Genomic DNA, 24,868 nt, shown 5'->3' with positions numbered 1-24,868 from the left:
AATCTTGTTGTAATAGTTTTGTTTTCCCCAAGAAATTAGTCACAATAGCTTTTAGATCTGTGACCAATAGGGCTTATGTTAGCCCCTAACTCATTTCAAGTTAACGTAAAAATATTGAGTTAGCCACAAGTTTGTCACAAAGATTTTAGCTATTGATAACAAAGTTTCATTCATTTGTTTGAAACATGCGTTTATCACTTCGGCGACTCTAGAAGTGGCGGGCATTCTCGCCAAGAGGAAAAAGAGACTCATGTTGGAATATCAAGCAGCAAAAGATTTACTCAAGGGCAAGACGATTTTAGTCACAGGCGCTGGTGCTGGCATAGGCCGTACCGCCGCCATTGAGTTTGCAAAACACGGCGCCACTGTGATTTTACTTGGTAAAACAGTGAAAAAATTGGAAGCAGTTTACGACGTAATAGAGCAAGCTGGTTATCCCAAACCTGCCATAGTGCCATTGGATCTTAAGGGCGCAACGGAACAAAATTATCGCGATATGGCCGATACCATAGCCGAGCAATTCGATCATTTAGACGGCTTATTACATAACGCTAGCTTGCTCGGTGCCTTAGGCCCGTTTGAACACATAGATATTCCATCACTCGAAGACGTGCTAAAAGTGAACGTCACGGCCCAAGTCATGCTAACTAAAGCATTACTACCTGTGATGCGCCAAGCACCCAGTGCATCTATTATCTTTACGTCGAGCAGTGTGGGTCGTCAAGGCCGCGCCTATTGGGGACCTTATGCTTTCTCTAAGTTTGCCACCGAAGGCATGATGCAAGTTCTCGCCCATGAATGCGATGGCACCTCAGTTCGAGTTAACAGCATCAATCCAGGAGCTACCCGCACTGAGATGCGCGCTAAAGCCTACCCTGCAGAGAATCCACTGGATCTCAAAACCGCTGAAGAGATCATGCCGACCTATCTCTATTTGGTGGGTCAAGATTCTAGTGCCGTCAACGGACAGCAGTTTAACGCACAGTAATCGAATCGCTTATTGAGTTTCTGCCGGTATGATTCAGCAATATTAAAGGGCCTATTTATGGCTCTTTATTATTTTAGATATTCTCAAAATGAAACCCGAACTTGTCGATGACATTAAGTACAACAAAGATAGCGCACCGCCAATCTTAGCTTAACTGAATTTTTGCAAAATAAATCATCGTTTTAGCTTTGGCGACTCTGTTTGATTCATCAAGCGAATTTTGCGTATCCAGCGGTGAGTCAGCTAACTCATGGCTGGAGTAATAACTTACCCACAACTCATTTCCGTCAATCACAACGCCCGCATAACTGGTATCGCCCTTCGATGGCAGTGTCAGTAGTTCTTGAACCACGCCAGTATCTGGATGAATTTCAACTAAAGCCGTTCTAACTTGTTCATCATATAAACGCACTACAGCCAACAAACGGGATTGATACATCAACATCACTGGCCCACCAATGCGCTTATCGAGTTCTTGCCATTGCCAATCGGTGAATGGCGCGCGACTGTGGCCGAGTAAACCGACAAATTCTGGGCCCCATACGGGATCGCGCCTCAATAGACAAAAGCCGTTTTCTTGATGAAAAACAATGGCAGTTTCGTTGACATAACCTTGATTATTAAACAGCTTTAGCCAAGTTTCAAACTTCACCCCATCCTCACTCTTATACAAACGGGTATCACCATCGGGCCCAGCGCGATAACCCACGCCATAGAGTGCATTTTGATGCTCAGTTAAGCGCCATAACCAATAGCCTTTATCAGCGACTTTTAACGCATCCGACCACGCTAGCCCATTGGCTGAGCGCCAAAGATGTGATTGTAAACCAGACTTATCGTGTAAAGTCCCGCCGCCGAGTAAGAGTAATTCCCCTTGATACTCAATCAGTTTGCCATCGCGTAAATCCGCCTCATCCGAACGGATCAGCGCCACGCTCTGCCAAGTGTCGCCTAAATCCGCTGAGCGTAGAATTCGTAGCGCACCATCGGGTGACACATGGGCAGTCCCTTCACGAAAAACGCAAAACAGTGCCCCCTGAAACGTGATTAAATCGGTAAACGCATTATGGACAGCGTGCTCCCAAATCCGTTTCACTGAAATTAGCTTCATTCATTCACTCCTCAATCCAACTGAGACTTGTTATAACATAGCTGCAAATAACAGAAAGCAAAAAGGCCGCTTAGCGGCCTTTTTCATTGGGATAAAACAACTTAGCTGCGCTGACGCGATGGCTTAGGTTTTCCAGAACCGGTCACTTTATGCTTACGTACGGCGCGGCGAATTTTAGCACTCTTCACCTGAGCACGGGCTACGCTGTGTTTATCAGCGGCGAGCATAGTACGAGTTTCGGGCTCAAGACCTGCCAGCTTACGCAAGTAGTTAACTTGCTCTACGGGCAATTCAACCCAGCCACCGCGAGGCAGTGATTTTGGCAGTTCGACCATACCATAACGAATACGGATCAAACGGCTCACTTGCACTTCTTGGGATTCCCACAAACGGCGCACTTCACGGTTGCGACCTTCGCGTAAACACACATGCCACCACTGGTTCATGCCTTCGCCGCCCGCTGGTTTGATGCTATCAAACTGCGCAGGGCCGTCTTCTAACATGACGCCAGTACGTAAACGTTGCACTGTCGCCTCAGGGATTTCGCCAAAGGTACGCACTGCGTATTCGCGGTCGACTTCGTTCGATGGATGCATTAAACGGTTAGCCAACTCACCATCTGACGTAAACAACAATAAGCCTGAGGTGTTAATGTCTAAACGACCAACCGCTACCCAGCGTGAATCACGCACTTTAGGCAAGCGATCGAATACCGTTGGACGGCCTTCAGGATCTTTACGACTACAAATTTCGCCTTCAGGTTTATGATATGCCAGCACACGGCAAATCACATCTTCGGCAGACTTTAACGAAATGGCTCTGCCATCGATACGCACTTTAGCATCAGCTTCAATACGATCCCCAAGGCTAGCAATTTCACCATCAATACTAACTCGGCCTGCAGCAATCCATGCCTCCATCTCACGACGGGAGCCATGGCCTGCACGGGCCAAGACTTTCTGCAATTTTTCACTCATTAGTATTTTGCTCTTCTGACTGTTCTGGCGCTGATTTCAAACCTGAAAAAACCGCCTGCAATGACTCAGTATCCGACAACGGCGGTAAATCCGCTAAGGTGTCTAAGCCAAAATATGCTAAAAATTCTAAGGTAGTGGCATATAACGCGGGTCGCCCCGGTACTTCTTTATGGCCAACTACTTTAATCCAATGTCTATCTGACAAACTTTTTATGATATGGCTACTTATAGCCACACCGCGCACCTGTTCAATATCGCCGCGAGTCACTGGTTGACGATAAGCAATCACCGCCAAGGTTTCTAATGTCGCACGCGAATATTTAGGCGCCTTTTCTTGCCACAGGGGCTGCAAAAATGGACTCAAGACTTCTAAGGTCTGGAAGCGATAACCTCCAGCGACTTTCACAAGTTGCACACCTCTGTCTTGATAATCCTGCTGCAGCTCATCCAATGCAGCTTTTATTTTGTCTCTGGAAACCGTGAAATCCACCAATACAGTGTCTTTCAACATTTTCGCCGACAAGGGTTTCCCCAATACAAACAAACTCGCTTCAATAAGCTGTTTTAATTGAGTCGGATTTATCTGCATCAATTAATAGGCCTTAACGTAAATAGTTGAAAACGGCTCTGTTTGGTACAATTCGACCAATAATTCTTTGACTAATTCCATCAAAGCTAAGAAGGTCACGACCACGCCGGCACGGCCTTCTTCTAGGGTAAATAAACGTTCAAATGCAGTAAAACCTTCCGAGTTCAACATGGCTAAAATCTGGCTCATACGCTCACGGGTCGATAACTGTTCACGCTTAACGTGATGATCTTCATAGGCATCGATACGTTTGAGTACATCACCAAAGGCGCGGGCAATTTCAAACAACGAGACTTCTGGCGGGATCATTAACGGCTTAATGTCGGGTGCTGCCACTGCTTTGGCTTGAAATACATCCCGCTCGAGCCGCGGTAAATCATCGAGTTTTTGCGACGCTTCTTTAATCACTTCATAGGCTTTAAGCTGCCGAATAAGCTGTGCCCGTGGATCTTCCTCAACCTCATCTTCGGCCACCATACGCGGCAGCAGCAAACGGGATTTAATCTCGGCAAGCGTTGCCGCCATCACTAAGTAATCGGCGGCAAGTTCAATTCGAGCCTGAGTCAGCAACGTAATATATTCTAAATACTGCGCGGTGATTTGCTGAATGGGTAAATCGACAACGTCTAATTTTTGCTTACGGATCAAATATAAAAGCAAATCCAATGGCCCTTCAAAGGACTCGAGGAATACTTCTAATGCCTCCGGCGGAATAAACAAATCCAGCGGCATTTCGGTCATTGCCTGACCACGAATAACGGCTAAGGGTAAACTTTGTTGCGTGCCCTGCATCCGCTATCTTGCTCCGTTAACACTGCGCTATCCAACCTAGGCTAACGCCAAACGCGCGATTATACCTGTAAATCTACGACGATAAAACTGCCAAATGTTGACTACCACTATCCGAATCACTTACCCGCATCCATTAGCGATAAATCTAATGTGGCAGATTTAGAGGAACGGCGTGATATCACCCGCGCCTTCACGTAAAATCTCGGCGCCATCTTCAGACATATCAATCACAGTCGTTGGCTTTTCGCCTAAATAACCACCGTGGATAATCACATCCACTTGATGCTCGAGCAAATCACGAATTTGTTCAGGATCAGACTCGGCAAATTCTGCATTCGGCATCACTAAACTGGTCGACATCAGCGGCGCATCTAAGGCTTCAAGCAACGCCAGTGCGATCACATTGTCGGGCACACGAATACCTATAGTCTTTTTCTTGTCATTTTGTAAGCGACGCGGTACTTCTTTAGTCGCTTTGAAAATGAACGTATAAGGCCCAGGCGTGCAACTTTTTAGGATGCGATACGCCTGATTATCCACTTTAGCGTAAGTCGCAAGCTCTGATAAATCGCGGCACATCAAGGAAAAGTTATGATCGTTCTCAATTTGACGAATTCTCGCCATCCGCGTCATCGCGTCTTTCTCACCAATCAGGCAGCCTAAGGCATAGCCCGAATCGGTGGGATAAACAATCACACCGCCGCTTTTCAATACGGCAACCGCCTGACTAATAAGCCGCGTTTGCGGATTTACTTCATGTACATAAAAAAACTGACTCATGGTCGTTCCATCCAAGATTCCGATTGCCAGACCCAATCAATACCTTGGGGCTGATACAGATTTTTACCTAATTCTATCCAATTGCTCGGAAAGTGAAAATCACTCCCTATCGATGCAAGCAACTGGTTTTGGACACTCAGCGCCACAAGATTGGCCCTGTCGTCTAATGTTTGCTGGCCAAGCACCACTTCCATGGCATCTCCACCGGCTTCTTTAAATTCACGCACTAAACGCTTAAGCCACTTAGCCGATAACTTATAACCACTGGGATGCGCCAACACGGCTAATCCACCTGCGTTATGGATGATATCAATGGCACTGGCCATATCACCCCAATTATTAGGCACATAACCAGTTTTACCGCGGGCAAGGTAGCGTTTAAAGACGCTCGGCATATCCACAGCATGACCATTTTCAGCCATCCAGCGAGCGTAATGTCCACGGCTCAATGCCGCATCACCCGCCAACGCCTTAGCACCTTCGTAGGCACCTTCAATGCCAGCTTTAGCTAATCTATGACCAATTTCTTGAGCACGTAATTCACGTAATTCACGCTGGTTTTCTAAAAATGCTAATAACGCTGGATTATCAGCATCGAAGTTAAGCGCCACTATGTGGATATCGTAACTGTTCCAGCGAGTAGAGATTTCCACGCCAGAAATCAATTTCAATGGAGTAGCTTGTGCCTGATTAAAGGCACGGGCTTCAGGTAAACCAGCCACTGTGTCGTGATCGGTAATGGCAAATAACTGCACACCCTTTTCAAGGGCTCTTGCCACCAATTCAGACGGCGTTAATTGACCGTCTGATGCGGTCGTGTGGCTGTGTAGATCAGCCAATATGCTTTGAGTATTCATGGCACTATTGTACGCGAACTTGTTAACAAATGCGCTGCTATCTCGTATTTTGTGGCTAAGTAACATCAATTTTATGCATCATTGCAGCGAATAAATCGCAGGAAGTGAAAAATATTCAATTGACATTCAGCTCCAGCTAAGGTTTTCTATACACCAATTACTGAATTAGCGAGACCCTTTTGAATGACACACATTAACGCTTCATTAAACATCATTTGGTGGTGGCACTTCCCAACGTAGCGGGTGGTGTGAAGCTCTGTGCTCATTTGAAAGTGACCAGAATCAACAAGAAGCCCGCAGAAATGCGGGCTTTTTTGTTAGGTGCGAAAAATGTCGGCAGACTCGGGTAAAAAATTAAGAAAGCGAGATAACTCATGATGTTAAAGACATTTTATAAGGTAGCTGGAATATGAACATGCCCAAACAGACATTCGCACGCTCAAGCACACTCAAGGCGGCATTAACCTACCACAGCGATCCACTACGCTTATATCAGCACATCACCCAAGATGCGCCCCATACTATGTTGCTCGAATCGGCCGAAATCGACAGTAAAGATCACTTAAAAAGCATGGTAATGACCCATGCCGCCATGATGATCCGCTGTGACGGTTATCAGCTAACCTTCACCGCACTGACCGGCAATGGCGCGAGCTTACTTGCTCCCATCGCGCTCTTTTTCAGTACTGCTGTCAATGTCGCCAGAGATAACTTGACCTTAGTGATCACACTGCAAAAAGACACTCAGCTGCAGGATGAAGATGCACGCTTAAAATCGACCTCGCCACTCGATGGCCTACGGATGTTTATCCAGCAGATTGGTTCTGGCGCCCATACTGACAGCCAGACCAAGCCCGCCTTTGAGGATCTGTTTTTAGGTGGCGTGCTGGCATACGACTTGATTGATACCGTCGAACCACTGCCTGCCGTACCGAACCGCGATAACGATTGCCCTGACTACTTATTTTACCTCGCTGAAACCTTAATCCTTATCGACCATAAACTGAAACAAGCCGACATCATTACCCATAATTTCAGTCGTGATTCAGCCCAGTATGCCGCCATCACCGCAGCGCTAAGCGAACGAGTTCAGCAGTTAAGCACACAATGTAAAACTCTGGGTAATTCACCTGCCGATATACCGACACTGGTCGCCATCGACGCAACTGAGCAAGTCAATATTTCCGATGAGGTGTTCAAACAAACCATTATCGATTTGAAAGAACACATTATTGCGGGCGATATTTTCCAAGTAGTGCCATCCCGTAGCTTTAGTTTGCCTTGCCCGAATACTTTAGGGGCTTATCGTGCCCTGCGCCTGACTAACCCTAGCCCTTACATGTTTTATTTCAGAGGCCAAGATTTCACGCTTTTTGGTGCCTCACCAGAAAGTGCGCTCAAATTTGATGCCAGCAGTAATCAGGTAGAAGTCTACCCGATTGCAGGCACCCGCAAACGCGGTAAAACCGCCACGGGCGAGATTGATTTTGACTTAGACAGCCGTATTGAACTTGAACTGCGTTTAGATAAAAAAGAACTGTCGGAACACTTAATGCTGGTCGATTTAGCTCGCAACGATATCGCACGCATCAGCCAAAGCGGCAGCCGCAAAGTCGCCGAACTATTAAAAGTTGACCGTTATTCCCACGTGATGCACCTCGTCAGCCGTGTAACGGGTCAACTGCGCCAAGATTTAGATGCCCTGCATGCTTATCAGGCTTGTATGAATATGGGCACATTAGTGGGCGCACCAAAAGTACGTGCATCACAACTGGTACGCCAAGCAGAAAAAGCCCGCCGCGGCAGCTATGGTGGCGCTGTGGGTTACCTTAATGCCCTTGGTGACATGGACACTTGCATCGTTATCCGCTCCGCCTTTGTTAAAAATGGCACCGCCTTTATTCAAGCGGGCGCTGGTGTGGTATTTGATTCGGATCCACAAAGCGAAGCAGATGAAACCCGTCAAAAAGCCCAAGCCGTGATTTCAGCCATCAAGATGGGCGCTGGACTGCTAGTCAATGAATCGTCAGCTCAATCCTCTTCAGTGCAATATAAATAGGAGCCAAATATGAAACTCTATCTACTCGATAACTTTGACTCCTTTACCTATAACCTAGTGGATCAATTTCGCAGTCTAGGTTGTGAAGTGGTGATTTACCGCAACGATGTTGCCGCCGACTATATCGCCGAAAAACTGCTTAACGAACAAGAGCCTGCAGCCCTAGTGTTATCACCCGGTCCTGGTGCGCCCCATGAGGCAGGTTCTATGATGGCGCTTATCGCCAAAGTTGCGGGTAAGGTGCCTATGCTGGGTATCTGCCTTGGGCATCAAGCCATGGTGGAATATTACGGCGGCACAGTAGCGCGCGCACCTTTTGTGGTGCACGGCAAGGCAAGCCCGACTTTCCATGACGGTACTGGCGTATTTGTCGGTTTGCCCTCTCCCCTGCCCGTTGCCCGTTATCACAGTCTCGTCGCCACTCAAGTACCGGATTGCTTGCAAGTGATTGCAACCACAGACGCTATGCCGATGGCGATTTTGCACCCTGAGCACAGAGCCGTTGGCTTTCAGTTCCACCCAGAATCAATTCTGACAACGTTGGGCAGCACACTGCTCATTCAAACTTTGGCCTTTCTTACCCAAGAGATGACATTTCTACCCCAAGAGATGACAACAGGAGTAACCGCATGAGTACAAACAATATTCAGCCTTTACTCGACGTTTTATACCAAGGTAAGAGTTTAAGTCGCGAGCACACCTTTGAGATTTTTAGCGCGTTAATTCGCGGTGAAATGAGTGAAGCCACTATGGCTGGAATGTTAGTCGCGCTCAAGATGCGCGGCGAAACCATTGATGAAATCAGCGGCGCCGCCGATGCGATGCGCGCCGCCGCCAAGACGTTTCCCTACTCGAATGGCGATAACCTTAGCAATGGCATCGTTGACATAGTTGGCACCGGTGGCGATGGCTTTAATACCATTAATATTTCCACCACTGCGGCCTTTGTTGCCGCGGCGGCGGGCGCCAAGGTCGCCAAACACGGCAATCGTAGCGTGTCGAGTAAATCGGGTTCATCGGATCTTTTGGCGCAGTTTGGTATCGACTTAACGATGTCACCAGACACCGCCAGTCGTTGCCTCGACGCATTGAACCTGTGCTTTTTATTTGCGCCCCACTACCACGGCGGAGTAAAGCATGCGGGGCCGGTCAGGCAAGCACTGAAAACGCGCACTTTATTCAATGTGTTAGGGCCACTTATCAATCCCGCCCGCCCCGAATTTATGTTACTTGGCGTGTATAGCCCTGAGTTAGTCTTACCAATAGCAAAAGTATTAAAGGCGCTTGGCACAAAACGCGCTATGGTAGTGCACGGCAGCGGTTTAGATGAAGTCGCGCTGCACGGCAACACCCAAGTGGCCGAATTAAAAGACGGCGACATCATAGAGTATCAACTCACGCCCGCCGATTTAGGTGTGCCTTTAGCACAAATCAGTGACTTAGAAGGCGGCGAACCCGCGCAGAATGCCTTGATCACCGAGGCAATTTTAAAAGGTTACGGCACAGATGCGCATGCCAATGCGGTCGCCATTAATGCCGGTTGTGCTTTATATGTGTGTGGGATTGCTGATTCAGTGAAAACTGGAACCTTACTTGCGCTCAGTACCATACAAAGCGGTAAAGCCTTTGAATTGTTAAGCCAATTAGCTAAAGTCAGCAGTGAAACAAAGGAATAAGTGGCAATGACTCAAGAACTGATAACAAATAGCCAAGATATGAGAACTCAGCCACAGGCAGAAACAAACCCTATGCCAAAAAGTAATGTGTTAACCCGTATAGTCGATACCAAAGCGGCCCATATTGCCGCCCTGAAGCTGCGTTTCCCCGAGGCAAGCTTGTCGCCAAAAATCTCTGACCGCAGTTTATTTGCTGCACTCAAGGCGCCCAAGGCGGGTTACATTTTAGAATGTAAAAAAGCCAGCCCGTCCAAAGGGCTTATCCGCGATGTGTTTGATGTAGAAGCCATTGCCGATACTTACGGAAAATATGCGGCGGGCATTTCGGTATTAACCGATGAGCAGTTTTTCCAAGGGGATATGGACTATATCCCTAAGGTGCGCGCTCGGGTGAACCAACCTATTCTGTGCAAAGATTTTTTTGTCGATGAATACCAAATTAAACTCGCCGCCCACCAAGGCGCCGATGCCATTCTGTTGATGCTATCCGTACTCGATGATGCGCAATATCACCGCCTAGCGAAAGAAGCCGCTAAGTATCAACTCGATGTACTGACCGAAGTCAGTAACGAAGAAGAACTTAAGCGCGCCATCGCATTAGATGCGCCGATTATCGGCATCAACAACCGTAACTTAAGGGATTTAAGTACCGATCTCGCCACCACAGAAGCCTTAGCGTCACACATTGGCAGCGACCGCGTGGTGATCAGCGAATCAGGCATCTACAACAATCAGCAAGTACGCCGCCTGAGTCCACTGGTTGATGGTTTCCTCGTCGGCAGCTCAATTATGGCCGAGGCTGATATTGACTTAGCCTGCCGTAAATTGATCTTCGGTCACAATAAAGTCTGCGGCCTCACCCGCATGGAAGATATTCGCGCCGCAGCAACGGCAGGCGCCGTCTATGCCGGGCTGATTTTTGCTGAAAAATCCCCGCGCGCGTTAACCCTTAACGCCGCTGAACAATTGCTCAGGGAATATCGCGCATCCGCGGCTCCCGCCATTGAATTCGTCGGCGTGTTTGTTAATGCCGCGCCAAGCACCATTACGGATACCGCAGCCAGTTTGCAGTTATCTGCCGTACAGCTGCATGGCACTGAAACTGAACTTGAAATCGCACAACTTGCAGAGCGACTTGAGCAAGCGGGACTCACTACTCAAATTTGGAAAGCCGTCAGCGTCGATGCGCAAACGGGTGAGCTTGGTAACTTACCTCAGGGAGCATCGCGATATCTCTTTGATAGTAAAACGTCAGATCAATTTGGCGGCTCGGGCCAAGCCTTTAATTGGCAAAGCATTGATGTGAAATCCCTCTGCCCACAAAAGGCCTATGCCATGTTGGCGGGCGGACTCAACGCCGACAATGCGGCCAGTGCCAATGCCCAAGGATTTTACGGTTTAGATTTTAATTCTGGCCTAGAAACCGCCGCAGGAATTAAATCGGCGCAACTGATCCAAACGGCTTTTGCCCATTTACGTCTCTAGCCTATTGCGCTAAGCAAGAAGCCCTAGATGCTGTTGGTGCTCGACAAGCGTGATGCTCAACAAACAATATGAACCTATTAATGCCAGTGGCCAAATAGATAACGATGCGGTTAACCCCAAGACGCTGTTAGCACAATCGAAGCCACTGACAAACTGATTGATAAGATAAGGAAAAAGGTATGTCAACGTTAAAGCTTAACCCTTATTTCGGCGAATACGGCGGCATGTATGTGCCACAGATTTTAGTGCCAGCCCTTAAGCAATTAGAAACTGCCTTTGTGGAAGCGCAGGAAGATGAAGACTTTAAAGCCGAGTTTACCGATTTACTGAAGAACTACGCGGGTCGCCCAACAGCACTGACCTTAACCCGCAATTTAAGCCCAAATCCTATGGTGAAAATCTACCTTAAACGGGAAGATTTACTCCACGGCGGCGCCCATAAAACCAACCAAGTGTTAGGCCAAGCACTGCTTGCTAAGCGTATGGGTAAAAAGGAAATTATTGCAGAAACTGGCGCAGGACAACACGGCGTTGCCACCGCCCTTGCCTGCGCGCTATTAGGCTTGAAATGTAAAGTCTATATGGGCGCGAAGGACGTTGCGCGCCAATCACCTAACGTATTTAGAATGCGGTTGATGGGCGCGGAAGTCATTCCTGTCACCTCAGGTTCTGCCACCTTAAAAGATGCCTGTAACGAGGCGATGCGCGACTGGTCTGGCAGCTACGAAAAGGCCCACTATCTTCTGGGCACCGCTGCGGGGCCACATCCGTTCCCAACCATAGTGCGTGAATTCCAACGCATTATTGGCGAAGAAACCAAAAAACAAATGCTGGAGCGTGAAGGTCGCCTGCCCGATGCGGTTATCGCCTGTGTGGGCGGCGGTTCCAACGCTATCGGCATGTTTGCTGACTTTATCGACGAGCCAAGTGTCGAACTGATTGGCGTCGAACCTGCGGGTAAAGGCATAGACACGCCAATGCACGGCGCGCCGCTTAAACACGGTAAGACAGGGATTTTCTTCGGCATGAAAGCGCCTTTGATGCAAGATAGCGAAGGTCAAATCGAAGAATCCTACTCGATTTCAGCCGGATTGGACTTCCCCTCCGTTGGCCCGCAGCACGCGCATCTTAATGCCACTGGCCGCGCCCGTTATGAATCGGCTACCGATGATGAAGCCTTAGAAGCCTTCCAACAATTGGCACGCTGTGAAGGGATTATCCCCGCATTAGAATCGGCGCATGCTATCGCCTATGCCGTCAAAATGGCGCGCGAGTGCACCAAAGAAACCATTTTAGTGGTCAATCTTTCCGGTCGTGGCGACAAAGATATTTTCACCGTTTCTGACATTTTGAATGGTAAAGAGGAATAATAAACATGAGTGACACGTCTACCAACACTGGCCGTTACCAAGCCACCTTTGCCAAACTCAACGCCGAAGGCCGTGGCGCTTTTGTCCCCTTCGTTACCCTTGGCGATCCTAGTCCTGAGTTATCGCTAAAAATTATCGATACCTTAGTGCAAAACGGCGCCGATGCCTTAGAACTGGGCTTTCCATTTTCCGATCCCTTGGCCGATGGCCCAGTGATCCAAGGCGCTAACCTGCGTTCTTTAGCCGCAGGCACGACCCCAACGGCGTGTTTTGAATTACTGGCGCAAGTGCGTGCTAAATATCCAGAAATGCCAATCGGTTTGCTGCTATATGCGAACTTAGTCTTTGCTAACGGCATAGATGCATTCTACGCCAAAGCGCAGCAAGCGGGTGTGGATTCAGTGCTTATCGCCGATGTGCCAGTGGAAGAATCCGCACCCTTTAGCGAAGCCGCTAAAGCCCATGGTATTGCGCCGATTTTTATCGCGCCGCCCAATGCCGACAGTGAAACCCTTGAGCAAGTGAGTAAAAGTGGTGAAGGTTACACCTATCTCTTATCCCGCGCGGGAGTCACAGGCACAGACACGAAAGCTGGCGTGCCGGTAGAGGAAATTTTATCTAAATTAAAAGCCTTTAACGCCCCGCCACCGCTCCTCGGTTTTGGTATTGCCGAGCCTTTACAGGTAAGCGCCGCCATCAAAGCGGGCGCTGCGGGGGCGATTTCTGGCTCTGCCGTAGTAAAAATCATCGAAACCCACCAGCACGATGAAGTTAAGCTACTTGCAACGCTTGGGGAATTTACTCGCGCAATGAAGGCTGCAACCTAAGCGAGTCTTGATTTAAATAATCCAATATAAATCAAGAATTCAATTACAAATAAAATAAGTGAGGTAGACTCGTCGCCTCGCTTATTTTGTTTATATTTACCAAGCTCTATGTTTACTCAGCCTTTATCTCCCTCAAACACAATCTATCAAGGCAATACTGACACTCACCCAGTACTACACTGACAGCGTATTTATTTAGTCACAGTTCCTCGATAGAATGCTCTATCGAAGAAAAACGGACTTTTTATGCAGTATCGGATCTATATTCTCGAATTAACGCCTTGGGGCTGTGGTTTTGAAGGTGAAGTTGCAGGTAAATGCGATAATGGTGCGCCAATTTGGTTTTACTACCAAGGTAGCGATCAGCAGGCCGAAATTCGCTTTCCGGTTAACCAATGGGTCACAGTTGAATTGCTTGGCCGATTAGCAAGTGCAAGTCTTCAAGCTGATATGATGAAACAAACGCCACACCAGCATCTGAAATTCCCGTTGCATAACTGTCACTTTGAAGCTTCAGGACAAATCATCGACATCAGCCAAACACCCGAAGATACAATTTACCTGTTGCAATCAAACCTACCGCTCCCCTTTGATAATGAACTTGGGAAATCCCCTATCTCGCTAGGCCATTGGGTTAATGTAACAGGCGAGCTTTGGGTAACAAATTGGATGAATTGAGTCGATAAAAAAAGGTATAGTGCTAGCCTGTAACAAATCATTCGCCTGATACATATCCATTAGAGGATCCGATGACCATTTCTAAATCTTTACCCGATGACAAACCTCGTACTTTTTTGGGGACACCCAAATTACCGGCAAAGTATGCCACTGTGGTGATGCCATTTTTTCTCTCTATTCTCATGAGTTGTATCGTTTCTGGGATCAGCACTTTCAATGGCGTTGGCGCTTCACCGCAATTTCTCGAACTCTGGCTCGGCGCTTGGCTGATCTCATGGGTTGTCGCCTTTCCGACACTGCTGATGGTGTTACCTTTGGTGCGTAAAATCACAGCTCATTTTGTCGATTTACGCTAGTTTTACGACTTAATCTTCCGATTTAACTATTTTATTTCAAAGCCGTTTTAGGACGGCTTTATCTTGAACTCCTTCTCTTATGCGTACAGCGACTAAAAATCACATCGATAATTGCTCGATCTGTTACCCTGCCAATATTCACTTAAACTAAAACAGTACGACCTACATCATACCAATCATATTAAAAAAAGCGCTCATTGAGCCCCCTGTCCACGCTTTACAATGGATTTACACTGACCGTTTAGCGGCACCTATGTTTATTGTATAAGGATGACATGACTCCAACCTAAATCAATTTTCCTCTGCTCTCGAACCAACTCAAGCATTAATGTAACCCACTGTATTTATATATTTTATAAAAATAGAGCTCGTAAAACCCTAAATGATACATCCTCAAAACGCTGCCTAATTATCACCCCTTTATCACTTACTTATTTGTACCATTAACCGTATCCGCCCCCCTTATTCATCAGTTAAAAGTATTAACCCACAGCCCACCTAAATGAGAATGGTTTGCATTTGAATATTTTCACATGCTAATTTACCTACCGTTGTCGGGACAGAGACAGCAGGAAATGGCCTAAGGACTGAGCTAAAAATAGCGAGTTGAACAACGCAAGATAAATAGCCAAACAGTCTATTTTGATAACCGCATTCACTTTGGTTTGCGTCCTTAGGTAACTGATTACTGGATCGGCAACACGCAGTAGCATGTTGCCAAGGAGGCGTAAGTGAGTACACAGCAAAGGGAAATGGATCGCGAAATCTTTGATCTACTTGGCATAGGCATTGGCCCATTCAATCTTGGCCTCGCCGCCTTATCAGAACCTATTGACGGCTTTAACTGCTTATTTTTAGATGCTAAAACCAGTTTTGACTGGCATCCAGGCATGCTACTCAAATCCTCAAGATTGCAAACACCCTTTATGTCGGATCTGGTGACTATGGCCGATCCCACCAGCCGCTACAGTTACCTTAATTTTGCCAAGCAAACGGGCAGACTTTATCCCTTTTATATTCGTGAGAATTTCTTTTTACCCCGCCACGAATACAACTTGTATTGCCAATGGGTGAGCCAACAACTCAGCAACCTTAAATTTGGTTTTAAGGTCACTCAAGTGGATTACAACGCAGGTGAAAGTATTTATCGAGTTACAGGTTTTGATAGGCGCAGTGGTAAAACCCATACCTATCAATGCCGAAAGCTAGTGCTAGGCACTGGCACTGAACCTTATCTACCAAAGGATTGCCCAATCCAAGATGCACGGGTCATGCATACCGCCAGTTATATGCAGCAAAAAACCTACCTGCAGAGTCAGAGTGCCATCACAATAATTGGTAGTGGCCAGAGTGCGGCGGAAGTGTTTTACGATCTACTGCAAGAGATTGATACTTATGGTTATCAACTCAATTGGATGACACGATCAGCGCGTTTTTATCCCTTGGAATATACCAAGCTTACTTTAGAGATGACCTCGCCAGATTATGTCGATTACTTCCACGAGTTGACCCCTAATCAAAGATGCTCACTGATCGCCAGCCAGAAACAACTCTACAAAGGAATAAATTCTGAGCTGATAAACGACATTTACGATTTGTTATATCAAAAGCGCCTATTGGCCGATTTTCAATGCCGACTGATGACGAATGCGGCGCTGACTCATATCGAGCCCCAAGCCAATATGCTCAAGTTGCATTTCCACCACAATGAAAAAAATCACACCTTTGAGCAAGAAACGGGCGCCGTCATTTTAGGCACAGGTTACCACTATCGTTTACCCGAGTTTATCAGTGGTATTAAACAACAAGTCGAATTCGATGACGCCGGACAACTTAGCGTGCAGCGTGATTACAGCATAGATATTCGAGGGGATATTTTTGTCCAGAATGTCGGTTTGCATACCCATGGAATAAGCTCTCCAGATCTGGGTATGGGCTGTTATCGCAACGGCACCATCTTAAAAGCCGTGCTCGGTTATGCGCCCTACCACATTGAGGAACATATCGCGTTTCAAACCTTCGATCCGGCCAAACTTGCCAGTCATCAGCCCTGCGGCGCCAATGCAATTAACACGCTGGATCTTAATCCAAGACATTTTCCTAAGGCGCCGCACAGAAAAACTCAAGTTGATGCGCCACAAACTATCCCTCCAACCAAGATTCCAAGTTCTGGCGCAAGTTCAACCGTGAGTTCAGGCGCGGGAACCAATATGCCGGTCTTAATGGCGCCGAACCAGGAGGCATAATAATGGCAAGCCAATTTAGCAACCATTGTTTAACGCAACTATCCGCTATTTCGAGCATTAATGGTTTCCAGTTCAGAGCGTTAGACCTTACACAAGACATTCCAACACTACAGTCTTGGTTTAACCAAGATTACGCCAAGTTTTGGGGTATGCAGGGCTTGAACCTTGATGCCATAAAAAATCTGTTAGCAACAACAGAACACAAGTTTGCCTTGATAGGTGAATGGCAGGCCAAAGCGCTATTTATGGTGGAACTCTACGATCCCGTCCACGATGAAGTTGGTCAGCACTATCGTGTTGCGCCGGGTGATTGTGGTATGCATCTGATTATCGCGCCGCCAGATGGCAAACCCGTCAGCGGCTTATCCTTGAAAGTGATGGATGCGATAGCGCAGCTCGTGCTTGAAAAACTAGCCTTTAATCGCCTCGTGGTTGAACCCGATCAACTCAATAGCAAAATTCATCGCTTAAATAGCCTGATAGGCATTCGCTATGAAAAAGCGATTCAATTAAACACTAAAGCTGCTTTCCTCGGATTTTGCACTGCGGCCCAGCGCCTTCAACCATCGAGCACGCCCTCTTTGACGAGCCTAGCCCAAACAACCTCAGCCCAGCCAAACTTAGCAGAACAATACTTAGCAAGCCCAACCCTAGCAAAGCCAAGCTCGCTCGCGGCATCTGCAACCTCTCCCATGACATTATCGACTCTTTAGGTGAATTAGATGAACTTACCCACAAAAGCCTTATTAATAAATCCATTGCCAACGCAAGATCATCATGATCAAGCAGTACATGCTCAACAAAGCCCGGCGCTATCGACAACATCGACTTCTATGCCAGAGCATTTAACCTCCGCCTATTGGCAAGCGGCTAATCGTCATTTAGTGAAGAAAATCCTCTGCGAATTCACCCACGAGAAGCTCATTACGCCGACCCTATACGGGCAAAAAGCGGGGCTCAATCACTATGAACTCAGGCTCAAAGACAGCACTTATTATTTTAGCGCACGACATTATCAGCTAGATCATCTCGCGATTGATGCCGATACCATCCGCGTTTCACTTGCAGGCAAAGAACAAACCCTCGATGCAATGTCGCTGATCATTTCCCTTAAAAATGACTTAGGGATCAGTGAAACCTTACTGCCCACGTATTTAGAGGAAATCACTAGCACCCTTTACAGTAAGGCATACAAGTTAGCGCATCAGGCGATTCCCGCAGCCACACTGGCGCGAGCCGATTATCAAAGCATAGAAGCGGGTATGACAGAAGGTCATCCGGTGTTTATCGCCAATAATGGCCGGATTGGTTTTGATATGCAGGATTACCGTCAATTTGCCCCAGAAAGCGCGATGCCGATGCAGTTAGTCTGGCTTGGAGTTCGCAAAAACAAAACCACGTTTGCCGCCCTCGAAAACTTGAGTCACGACGCATTATTAAAGAAGGAGCTTGGCCAGCAGTTCGATGATTTTCAGCAGCATCTTAAAACCCAGCAGCATGATCCACAGGACTTCTACTTTATGCCTGTGCATCCTTGGCAGTGGCGCGAAAAAATCGCCCGCGTCTTTGCCGGCGACATAGCCCGCGGCGATCTGGTTTATCTTGGTGAAGGCAATGAGCAATACCAAGTGCAGCAATCGATACGCACTTTCTTCAATCTTGCATCACCGCAAAAGTGCTATGTCAAAACCGCGCTTTCTATCCTAAATATGGGCTTTATGCGTGGTCTATCGCCTCTTTACATGAGCTGCACACCGCAAATTAATGCGTGGGTTGCAAACTTGGTTGAAAACGATCCTTACTTTGCCCAACAAGGCTTTGTGATCCTTAAGGAAATTGCCGCCATAGGTTACCACCACCATTATTACGAGCAGGCGCTCACCCAAGATAGCGCCTACAAAAAAATGCTCTCTGCCCTGTGGCGCGAAAGCCCACTGCCACACATTGAGCCTAAACAAAATCTGATGACCATGGCTGCGCTACTGCATACGGATCATGAAGACAAGGCCCTTATTGCAGCCTTGATAGCCGCCTCAGGCTTACCAGCAAAGGATTGGGTCAGTCGCTACTTAAACCTGTATTTATCGCCGCTGTTACATGCCTTTTTCGCCTACGATCTGGTCTTTATGCCGCACGGTGAAAACCTGATCTTAGTGCTCGATGAATATGTGCCAGTCAAGATTTTGATGAAAGACATAGGCGAAGAAGTCGCGGTACTCAATGGCGCGAAGCCGCTACCTGATGATGTAAAACGCCTTGCGGTGAGCCTTGAAGAAGAGATGAAACTTAACTACATCTTACTGGATATTTTTGACTGTATTTTCCGCTATTTAGCACCGCTGCTCGATGAGCAAACCAGTGTCAGTGAAAGCCAATTCTGGGAGTTAGTGGCGGACAATGTACGTGATTACCAAGCCCAGCATCCACATTTGGCCGACAAGTTTGCCCAATACGATCTGTTTAAGGACAGCTTTGTACGTACGTGCCTCAATCGTATCCAATTGAATAATAACCAACAAATGATAGACCTCGCCGACAGGGAGAAAAACCTGCGTTTCGCCGGCGGCATCGACAATCCCTTGGCGGCCTTTAGACAAAGCCATGCCTTTAAGCGCCCTATGCTTAGCAGCGCTGAGCAAAGGAAACGTTAACACACCACAAAGTGGATAACCCCGAAACTTTAGCATGGGCCAATGTTGGCCCAGCTTGTTTAACCCCCAACCTAAACGGAATTAAAGATCAACATTATGAAGACTTTTCCTCTCTCCAGCATCGCACTCGTCTGTCGGCAAGCCCTCGTTAACCCGAAGCTATTGCTGTGCTCAGCCATGTTAGCTACGGTTCCCCATGCCACAGCTGACACTGTCGATGCGGATAGTAAGACTAAAAAGCACCAGAAAGAAATTGAAGTCATCAATGTCATTGGCGCTAAGGACTTACACGACAACCGTTATAAAACCCAAGCGATGAACACGGCAACTGGGCTCGATTTATCCTATCTAGAAACACCGCAGTCGGTCACGTCAATCACCCGCCAAATGATGAATGATCAACAGCTTAATAGCGTGATTGATGCCATGACCAGCGTCGCGGGGATCAATGCCCGCCCAATGGATAACGACAGATACAGTATTAGTGCCCGCGGCATTGCCGTAACCAGCATTTTGTACGATGGCGTACCCACCACCTACGACACCCGCTTCAACTATGGGGATAATCTGATCGACACCGCCATCTACGAGCGAGTAGAAGTGGTACGCGGCGCGACTGGCCTCATGACGGGAGCCGGTAATCCCTCGGCGGCCATTAACCTTATCCGTAAACGCCCGACTCAAGAGTTTATGGGCAACACATCGTTAAGTGTGGGCTCATGGAATAATGTGCGCGGTATGGTCGATGTTTCCAGCGGCTTAAATGACTCGGGTTCTGTGCGCGGTCGCGTGGTGGCCGCCTATCAGGATAAAGATTCATTCCAAGACAGGTACGAGCAGCAGCGCACTACGCTATACGGCATAGTCGAAACCGATATTGGCGATAGCACCTTATTCACCCTTGGTGTCGATTACCAAGATGCTACACCGAGCGGCACTATGTCGGGCGGTTTACCGCTATTTTACAGCGATGGCAGTCGCACTAATTATGATCGTGCCACTTCAACGGCGCCCGATTGGGGCTCGGCGCATACCCAAGGCCTCAACACTTTTGCGAGTCTCGAACACAGATTAGATAACGGTTGGAACCTAAAAGGGACTTACACCTACGGCGATAACTCATTGGAGTTCGATGTACTATGGGCCACGGGATATCCTGATCCAGTAACCAATATCGGCGCCACTGCAGGCTCTATCGCCTATGTCGACGGCAGTCGCACCCAACACAATGTGGATTTGCGCGCCGAAGGACAATACCAACTCTTTGGTCAGGAACATCAATTGATGTTTGGCTGGAATGGCCAACGCCAAGAGTTCGCCAATCCCTACTATTATCCCACTGCGGCAGTACCGCCTTTGGGGGATTTTCGCGATCCGAACTTCCAATATCCAAAACCCCAATGGAAGGAAACTTATACCACGGGTTCATTTGGCGAAACCAAACAGAGTGCAGCCTATGTAGCAACTCAGCTTAATCTCAGCGACGCGTTAGCTGTCCTCGTCGGATTACGCCTCAATGAGTGGGAAACCGACCAAGATAACTTTGGCAGCCGCTATGATTTTAGCATCAACAACGAACTCACTACTTACTTCGGCCTCACCTACGCCCTGACCGATCAATATTCGCTCTATGCCAGTTATACGGATATTTTTGCACCACAAACTAAGCAAAAAATCGATAAAAGCTATCTAGATCCGGTCAAAGGGAAAAACTACGAAGGCGGAATTAAGGCGAGTTTATTCGATGAGGCCTTAGATATGTCGCTGTCGGTGTTTGAGATCAGACAAGACAATGTCGGAGTCAGCACAAGCGATGTGATCCCAGGTACCACTACGCAAGTGTATGAAGGCGTAAACGGTACAAAAACACAGGGATTCGAATTTGAATCTACGGGTAAAATCACTGATGACTGGAATCTTTACTTAGGCTACACCCAGTTCACCACCGAAGATCCTAAGGGCAAACGCATCAATACCACGTCACCACGCCAGCAGTTAAAACTCTTCACTACTTATACCTTTGGTGGTGATTGGCATAAATTGCAAATTGGTGCGGGGGTTAACTGGCAGAGCCGCGTCTACCAAGATGCCGATAAACCTGTAGGCAATGGTATAGACACGATTAAAGTCGAAGTAGAACAAGGCTCTTACGCGCTAGCGAGTCTAATGGCGAGTTACGCCTTCACCGAGCAACTTAAGCTCAGCGCAAACCTGCACAACGCCTTAGATAAAAGCTACTACAGCCAAGTCGGTCAATACAGCCAATTCCAATACGGTACGCCGCGAAGTGCCAGCTTAACCTTAGACTATCGCTTCTAAGTCAGATTTATATTGAGATCGTTCGAAAAACCTTGTGAGCCCAAATCTTGGGCTCGCAAGGTAATCATTTACATGGACTTATCGATAACCGCGGCAATCAATCACAGCCATTAAGGAGTCACTATGGCAAGCCAACGGAGAGACACCAGACTGCAAACATTGTGCGATACAGCGCCAAGCCACAACGCGTTGAATCAAACTATTTTGTCACTCAATCAGCTGTTACATCAACGGGCACCCTTCTATGGCGAGCACCTTCGCGCAACGCAGTCACCTACAGGGCTCAGTTTTGATGAATGGAGTAACGTCGATACTTATCAAAAACTCATTGCACGTTTTGCCATCGCACATCCTAGCGCAGAAACTCAGGTTGAAACCGAGGTTAGTAAAACAGCTGCAACCAGCCGAGCGCCCGCTTTCGCCAGTAAAAGCGCCTTAGTCAGTAAAAGCGCTACGGCCAGTAGAAAAGACACTCGCAAAGCGCTGCATTCACTTTGGGGTCAATGGTATTTTGGCCTTTTAGTTCCGCCTGTGATGGAGTGGATTTTTAACGCAAAAAAAGCCGATTTCGAGCCTATTCACTGGCAGCCACAGTCCGTTTTTATGCAGGTACACGCCAGTGGCCGAGTGGCAAAATTTGAATTTAACATCGCAAAACCCCAGCCAAATACCGCTTTGGCCTTTAAAAAACACCACGACATCGAGCCACTTTCCCAAATAAACACTAAGCCAAGTTTCAAGACAGACACTAAGGTACACTCGCCATTAACCTCATATAAGCCGCCAGTTGATAAAGAACTCGCCCTACAAGGCTTTATCTTAAACTTACTGCAACCGAGTGTTGAGCGCCTACTCACTTTGAGCCCCGTGCCCGCTAAATTATATTGGAGTCACTTAGGCTATCTGATCCACTGGTATCTAGGAGAGTTGGGATTATCTCAGCAACAAAGTCAGCAACTTAAGCAAGCTCTGTTTCGCCGAACGACCTTTTTTGATGGCACCCAAAATCCACTGTATAACAGCATCAATTTGATTGTTGAACCCAAAGAAGACAGCACAAACATCCAATGCATTCGCCGTACTTGCTGCCTAAGGTATCAACTCGCCAACACTGGCCAATGCCACGATTGCCCACTACTAAGTCGCCCTAACGCTAAGACAAACGCCGCCAAACAAGCACAAGTCTAACTTGCCCATTAAACCCATTTAATGGGCAAGATCGCAATCCTAGGCCCATGGTGCTTTTGCCCTTATGTTGCACATGCTACACTCAAGCCCATGTCTCTTTAACATGATTATTTATGAAACAACTGCTTGATTTCCTGCCCCTCGTCATCTTTTTTGCCGTTTATAAATTTTTCGATATTTATATCGCCAGCGGCGCATTGATCGCAGCCACCGCGCTTCAATTGATCGTGACCTATGCGTTATATAAGAAACTTGAAAAGATGCACTTAATCACCTTTGCGATGGTGACAGTGTTTGGCACACTCACTTTAGTGTTTCACGATGATTCTTTTATCAAGTGGAAAGTGACCATCATCTATAGTTTGTTTGCCATCGCCTTAGGTGTCAGTCAATTGCTCAATAAATCGATATTAAAGTCGATGTTAGGCAAAGAAATGCAAGTAGACGACAAAATTTGGGCTCGCGTAACTTGGTATTGGGTGATCTTTTTCGCCGCTTGTGGCCTAGTCAATATTTATGTCGCCTTTAGTTTGCCATTAGAAACTTGGGTCAATTTTAAAGTGTTTGGTTTAACCGCTTTAACCTTAATTAATACTGTCCTGACCGTATTTTATCTTTATAAACACCTTCCCGAAGATCAACGCAAGGAACTCAAATAATGTGGTATATGATTTCAGCTCAAGATTTTGAGAATAGTTTAGAAAAACGTTTAGCCGCACGCCCAGCCCATTTAGCTCGCCTACAAGCCCTCGCCGATGAAGGTCGTTTACTGATCGCTGGCCCACACCCAGCCATCGACAGTGAAAACCCTGGTGATGCAGGCTTTAGTGGTTCACTGGTTGTCGCAGATTTTGAATCCTTAGTGGCAGCAAAACACTGGGCCGATGCCGATCCCTATATCGAAGCGGGCGTTTACAAAAGTGTTGTGGTTAAACCCTTTAAACGAGTCCTGCCTTAATGAAAATAGTGTCCTTTAACATCAATGGTCTGCGGGCACGCTTGCATCAATTGCAAGCCTTAATCGATAGCCACCAGCCCGACATTATCGGCCTGCAAGAAACCAAAGTGCACGATGAGGCGTTTCCATTAGCCGAAGTCGAAGCTATGGGATATCAAGTGCATTACCACGGCGGTAAAGCTCACTATGGTGTTGCCATGCTGTCTAAAGTCGCACCAGAAAAACTGCAAAAGGGTTTTCCAAGCGATGATGAAGATGCCCAGCGCCGCATGATTATCGGCACATTTACCCAAGCGAATGGTCGTCCATTGACTGTGTTCAACGGCTATTTCCCCCAGGGCGAAAGCATAGACCACCCAACAAAATATCCTGCTAAACGTAAGTTTTATCAGGATTTAATGCACTACTTGCAGACAAATCACAGCAACGATGAAGATATCGCCATCATAGGTGACATCAATATTTCGCCGACCGATTTAGACATAGGTATAGGTGAAGTCAATCGTAAGCGTTGGCTAAAAACCGGCAAATGTAGCTTCCAACCGGAAGAACGTGAGTGGTTGAAAACCTTGCAAGACTGGGGTTTAGTCGACACTTTCCGTCAATTACACCCAGAGCGCATCGAACGTTATTCTTGGTTCGATTACCGCAGCAAAGGGTTCGATGACAACCGCGGCCTGCGAATTGATGTGGTTTTAGCAACGCCTTCACTGGCAGCACGTTTAGTCGAATCCGATGTCGATTACGATCTGCGCGGCATAGATAAACCCTCAGATCACGCGCCCATCTGGAGCACGTTCAAAGAGGCTTAATCAGCTAACGTTCGATCATCTTAGTAGACATAAAACATCGGCTTAGGTCGATGTTTTTTTATGGGCGAAACATATTTTATCTTTATCGTTCGATGAATAGTCAATGAGTCAGGTGTGATACTGAACGTAATTCACTTTTGGACAGATAT

At 47.2% G+C, this 24,868-nt stretch carries 23 protein-coding genes and 1 other annotated feature; of the genes, 17 read left to right on the top strand and 6 right to left on the bottom strand.

Annotated features, from left to right (window positions below; genetic code table 11):
* Window positions 1-250: 250 nt before the first annotated feature.
* Window positions 251-988 (top strand): YciK family oxidoreductase, encoded by a 738-nt coding sequence (locus KFE26_RS13345; RefSeq protein WP_212600692.1) that lies wholly within the window; start codon window positions 251-253, stop codon window positions 986-988.
* Window positions 989-1,133: 145 nt separating this feature from the next.
* Here the strand turns inward: KFE26_RS13345 and KFE26_RS13340 are convergent, their stop codons facing one another.
* From KFE26_RS13340 to rnm, 6 genes are all read right to left on the bottom strand, one after another.
* A complete protein-coding gene (locus KFE26_RS13340) occupies window positions 1,134-2,099 on the bottom strand; it encodes an exo-alpha-sialidase (protein ID WP_212600691.1) in 966 nt (321 codons plus the stop codon).
* 101 nt (window positions 2,100-2,200) lie between these two features.
* Window positions 2,201-3,076 carry a 23S rRNA pseudouridine(2605) synthase RluB gene (gene rluB, locus KFE26_RS13335; protein WP_028760991.1) on the bottom strand — a complete coding sequence of 292 codons (876 nt, stop codon included), beginning with the start codon at window positions 3,074-3,076 and terminating at the stop codon, window positions 2,201-2,203.
* Window positions 3,069-3,665, bottom strand: coding sequence for an SMC-Scp complex subunit ScpB (gene scpB / locus KFE26_RS13330; RefSeq protein ID WP_011788946.1), 597 nt, complete (start codon window positions 3,663-3,665; stop codon window positions 3,069-3,071). The genes rluB and scpB overlap by 8 nt, the downstream gene beginning before the upstream one ends.
* A gap of 3 nt (window positions 3,666-3,668) precedes the next feature.
* Entirely contained in the window at window positions 3,669-4,457 is a 789-nt protein-coding gene (locus tag KFE26_RS13325) for a ScpA family protein (RefSeq protein ID WP_212600690.1), read from the bottom strand.
* Window positions 4,458-4,616: 159 nt separating this feature from the next.
* Window positions 4,617-5,237: an L-threonylcarbamoyladenylate synthase gene (locus KFE26_RS13320; protein WP_028760994.1), complete on the bottom strand. Its 621-nt coding sequence runs from the start codon at window positions 5,235-5,237 to the stop codon at window positions 4,617-4,619.
* Window positions 5,234-6,094 (bottom strand): RNase RNM, encoded by an 861-nt coding sequence (gene rnm, locus KFE26_RS13315; RefSeq protein WP_105253095.1) that lies wholly within the window; start codon window positions 6,092-6,094, stop codon window positions 5,234-5,236. The genes KFE26_RS13320 and rnm overlap by 4 nt, the downstream gene beginning before the upstream one ends.
* Before the next feature lie 210 nt (window positions 6,095-6,304).
* Window positions 6,305-6,412 (top strand) — a sequence feature (Trp leader region).
* Window positions 6,413-6,509: 97 nt separating this feature from the next.
* Here rnm and KFE26_RS13310 point away from each other — a divergent pair.
* From KFE26_RS13310 to xthA, 16 genes are all read left to right on the top strand, one after another.
* Window positions 6,510-8,153 (top strand): anthranilate synthase component 1, encoded by a 1,644-nt coding sequence (locus tag KFE26_RS13310; RefSeq protein ID WP_212600689.1) that lies wholly within the window; start codon window positions 6,510-6,512, stop codon window positions 8,151-8,153.
* Between the two features lie 9 nt (window positions 8,154-8,162).
* Window positions 8,163-8,786 (top strand): aminodeoxychorismate/anthranilate synthase component II, encoded by a 624-nt coding sequence (locus tag KFE26_RS13305; RefSeq protein WP_212600688.1) that lies wholly within the window; start codon window positions 8,163-8,165, stop codon window positions 8,784-8,786.
* Entirely contained in the window at window positions 8,783-9,829 is a 1,047-nt protein-coding gene (gene trpD, locus KFE26_RS13300; protein ID WP_028760998.1) for an anthranilate phosphoribosyltransferase, read from the top strand. The genes KFE26_RS13305 and trpD overlap by 4 nt, the downstream gene beginning before the upstream one ends.
* A gap of 6 nt (window positions 9,830-9,835) precedes the next feature.
* Window positions 9,836-11,314: a bifunctional indole-3-glycerol-phosphate synthase TrpC/phosphoribosylanthranilate isomerase TrpF gene (trpCF, locus tag KFE26_RS13295; protein WP_212600687.1), complete on the top strand. Its 1,479-nt coding sequence runs from the start codon at window positions 9,836-9,838 to the stop codon at window positions 11,312-11,314.
* 179 nt (window positions 11,315-11,493) lie between these two features.
* On the top strand, window positions 11,494-12,684 hold the full coding sequence (trpB, locus tag KFE26_RS13290) for a tryptophan synthase subunit beta (protein ID WP_198780365.1): 1,191 nt from the start codon (window positions 11,494-11,496) through the stop codon (window positions 12,682-12,684).
* Window positions 12,685-12,689: 5 nt separating this feature from the next.
* The gene (gene trpA, locus KFE26_RS13285; RefSeq protein WP_212600686.1) at window positions 12,690-13,511 is read left to right on the top strand and encodes a tryptophan synthase subunit alpha; all 822 of its coding nucleotides are present in this window, start codon (window positions 12,690-12,692) and stop codon (window positions 13,509-13,511) included.
* A 246-nt stretch (window positions 13,512-13,757) separates the two neighbouring features.
* Window positions 13,758-14,189 (top strand): glycerate kinase, encoded by a 432-nt coding sequence (locus KFE26_RS13280; RefSeq protein WP_212600685.1) that lies wholly within the window; start codon window positions 13,758-13,760, stop codon window positions 14,187-14,189.
* A gap of 71 nt (window positions 14,190-14,260) precedes the next feature.
* A complete protein-coding gene (locus KFE26_RS13275; protein WP_212600684.1) occupies window positions 14,261-14,545 on the top strand; it encodes a DUF2798 domain-containing protein in 285 nt (94 codons plus the stop codon).
* 731 nt (window positions 14,546-15,276) lie between these two features.
* Complete coding sequence (locus KFE26_RS13270) at window positions 15,277-16,791, top strand: lysine N(6)-hydroxylase/L-ornithine N(5)-oxygenase family protein (protein ID WP_212600683.1); 1,515 nt, start codon at window positions 15,277-15,279, stop codon at window positions 16,789-16,791.
* A gap of 2 nt (window positions 16,792-16,793) precedes the next feature.
* The gene (locus tag KFE26_RS13265) at window positions 16,794-17,504 is read left to right on the top strand and encodes a GNAT family N-acetyltransferase (RefSeq protein ID WP_212600682.1); all 711 of its coding nucleotides are present in this window, start codon (window positions 16,794-16,796) and stop codon (window positions 17,502-17,504) included.
* A gap of 9 nt (window positions 17,505-17,513) precedes the next feature.
* The gene (locus KFE26_RS13260) at window positions 17,514-19,442 is read left to right on the top strand and encodes an IucA/IucC family siderophore biosynthesis protein (RefSeq protein WP_212600681.1); all 1,929 of its coding nucleotides are present in this window, start codon (window positions 17,514-17,516) and stop codon (window positions 19,440-19,442) included.
* A 96-nt stretch (window positions 19,443-19,538) separates the two neighbouring features.
* Entirely contained in the window at window positions 19,539-21,761 is a 2,223-nt protein-coding gene (locus tag KFE26_RS13255) for a TonB-dependent siderophore receptor (RefSeq protein WP_212600680.1), read from the top strand.
* A gap of 123 nt (window positions 21,762-21,884) precedes the next feature.
* The gene (gene fhuF, locus KFE26_RS13250) at window positions 21,885-22,949 is read left to right on the top strand and encodes a siderophore-iron reductase FhuF (RefSeq protein ID WP_212600679.1); all 1,065 of its coding nucleotides are present in this window, start codon (window positions 21,885-21,887) and stop codon (window positions 22,947-22,949) included.
* 113 nt (window positions 22,950-23,062) lie between these two features.
* On the top strand, window positions 23,063-23,608 hold the full coding sequence (locus KFE26_RS13245) for a septation protein A (RefSeq protein ID WP_028761007.1): 546 nt from the start codon (window positions 23,063-23,065) through the stop codon (window positions 23,606-23,608).
* Entirely contained in the window at window positions 23,608-23,907 is a 300-nt protein-coding gene (locus tag KFE26_RS13240; protein ID WP_006082200.1) for a YciI family protein, read from the top strand. Before KFE26_RS13245 ends, KFE26_RS13240 begins: the two co-directional genes overlap by 1 nt.
* Window positions 23,907-24,719, top strand: coding sequence for an exodeoxyribonuclease III (xthA, locus tag KFE26_RS13235; protein WP_212600678.1), 813 nt, complete (start codon window positions 23,907-23,909; stop codon window positions 24,717-24,719). The genes KFE26_RS13240 and xthA overlap by 1 nt, the downstream gene beginning before the upstream one ends.
* Window positions 24,720-24,868: the final 149 nt, after the last annotated feature.

It is taken from the genome of Shewanella sp. M16, from assembly GCF_018224605.1.
In the GTDB taxonomy this organism is placed as follows: Bacteria; Pseudomonadota; Gammaproteobacteria; order Enterobacterales; family Shewanellaceae; genus Shewanella; species Shewanella oncorhynchi.
Note: the sequence above shows the minus strand (reverse complement) of the source record. Positions and strands in the feature narration are given on the sequence as shown.

What these genes read in the sequence shown, in the direction of transcription:
- KFE26_RS13345 (WP_212600692.1), top strand. Translation starts at nt 251, where the DNA reads ATGTTGGAATATCAAGCAGCAAAAGATTTACTCAAGGGCAAGACGATT.
- KFE26_RS13340 (WP_212600691.1), bottom strand. Translation starts at nt 2,099, where the DNA reads ATGAAGCTAATTTCAGTGAAACGGATTTGGGAGCACGCTGTCCATAAT.
- rluB (WP_028760991.1), bottom strand. Translation starts at nt 3,076, where the DNA reads ATGAGTGAAAAATTGCAGAAAGTCTTGGCCCGTGCAGGCCATGGCTCC.
- scpB (WP_011788946.1), bottom strand. Translation starts at nt 3,665, where the DNA reads ATGCAGATAAATCCGACTCAATTAAAACAGCTTATTGAAGCGAGTTTG.
- KFE26_RS13325 (WP_212600690.1), bottom strand. Translation starts at nt 4,457, where the DNA reads ATGCAGGGCACGCAACAAAGTTTACCCTTAGCCGTTATTCGTGGTCAG.
- KFE26_RS13320 (WP_028760994.1), bottom strand. Translation starts at nt 5,237, where the DNA reads ATGAGTCAGTTTTTTTATGTACATGAAGTAAATCCGCAAACGCGGCTT.
- rnm (WP_105253095.1), bottom strand. Translation starts at nt 6,094, where the DNA reads ATGAATACTCAAAGCATATTGGCTGATCTACACAGCCACACGACCGCA.
- KFE26_RS13310 (WP_212600689.1), top strand. Translation starts at nt 6,510, where the DNA reads ATGCCCAAACAGACATTCGCACGCTCAAGCACACTCAAGGCGGCATTA.
- KFE26_RS13305 (WP_212600688.1), top strand. Translation starts at nt 8,163, where the DNA reads ATGAAACTCTATCTACTCGATAACTTTGACTCCTTTACCTATAACCTA.
- trpD (WP_028760998.1), top strand. Translation starts at nt 8,783, where the DNA reads ATGAGTACAAACAATATTCAGCCTTTACTCGACGTTTTATACCAAGGT.
- trpCF (WP_212600687.1), top strand. Translation starts at nt 9,836, where the DNA reads ATGACTCAAGAACTGATAACAAATAGCCAAGATATGAGAACTCAGCCA.
- trpB (WP_198780365.1), top strand. Translation starts at nt 11,494, where the DNA reads ATGTCAACGTTAAAGCTTAACCCTTATTTCGGCGAATACGGCGGCATG.
- trpA (WP_212600686.1), top strand. Translation starts at nt 12,690, where the DNA reads ATGAGTGACACGTCTACCAACACTGGCCGTTACCAAGCCACCTTTGCC.
- KFE26_RS13280 (WP_212600685.1), top strand. Translation starts at nt 13,758, where the DNA reads ATGCAGTATCGGATCTATATTCTCGAATTAACGCCTTGGGGCTGTGGT.
- KFE26_RS13275 (WP_212600684.1), top strand. Translation starts at nt 14,261, where the DNA reads ATGACCATTTCTAAATCTTTACCCGATGACAAACCTCGTACTTTTTTG.
- KFE26_RS13265 (WP_212600682.1), top strand. Translation starts at nt 16,794, where the DNA reads ATGGCAAGCCAATTTAGCAACCATTGTTTAACGCAACTATCCGCTATT.
- KFE26_RS13260 (WP_212600681.1), top strand. Translation starts at nt 17,514, where the DNA reads ATGAACTTACCCACAAAAGCCTTATTAATAAATCCATTGCCAACGCAA.
- KFE26_RS13255 (WP_212600680.1), top strand. Translation starts at nt 19,539, where the DNA reads ATGAAGACTTTTCCTCTCTCCAGCATCGCACTCGTCTGTCGGCAAGCC.
- fhuF (WP_212600679.1), top strand. Translation starts at nt 21,885, where the DNA reads ATGGCAAGCCAACGGAGAGACACCAGACTGCAAACATTGTGCGATACA.
- KFE26_RS13245 (WP_028761007.1), top strand. Translation starts at nt 23,063, where the DNA reads ATGAAACAACTGCTTGATTTCCTGCCCCTCGTCATCTTTTTTGCCGTT.
- KFE26_RS13240 (WP_006082200.1), top strand. Translation starts at nt 23,608, where the DNA reads ATGTGGTATATGATTTCAGCTCAAGATTTTGAGAATAGTTTAGAAAAA.
- xthA (WP_212600678.1), top strand. Translation starts at nt 23,907, where the DNA reads ATGAAAATAGTGTCCTTTAACATCAATGGTCTGCGGGCACGCTTGCAT.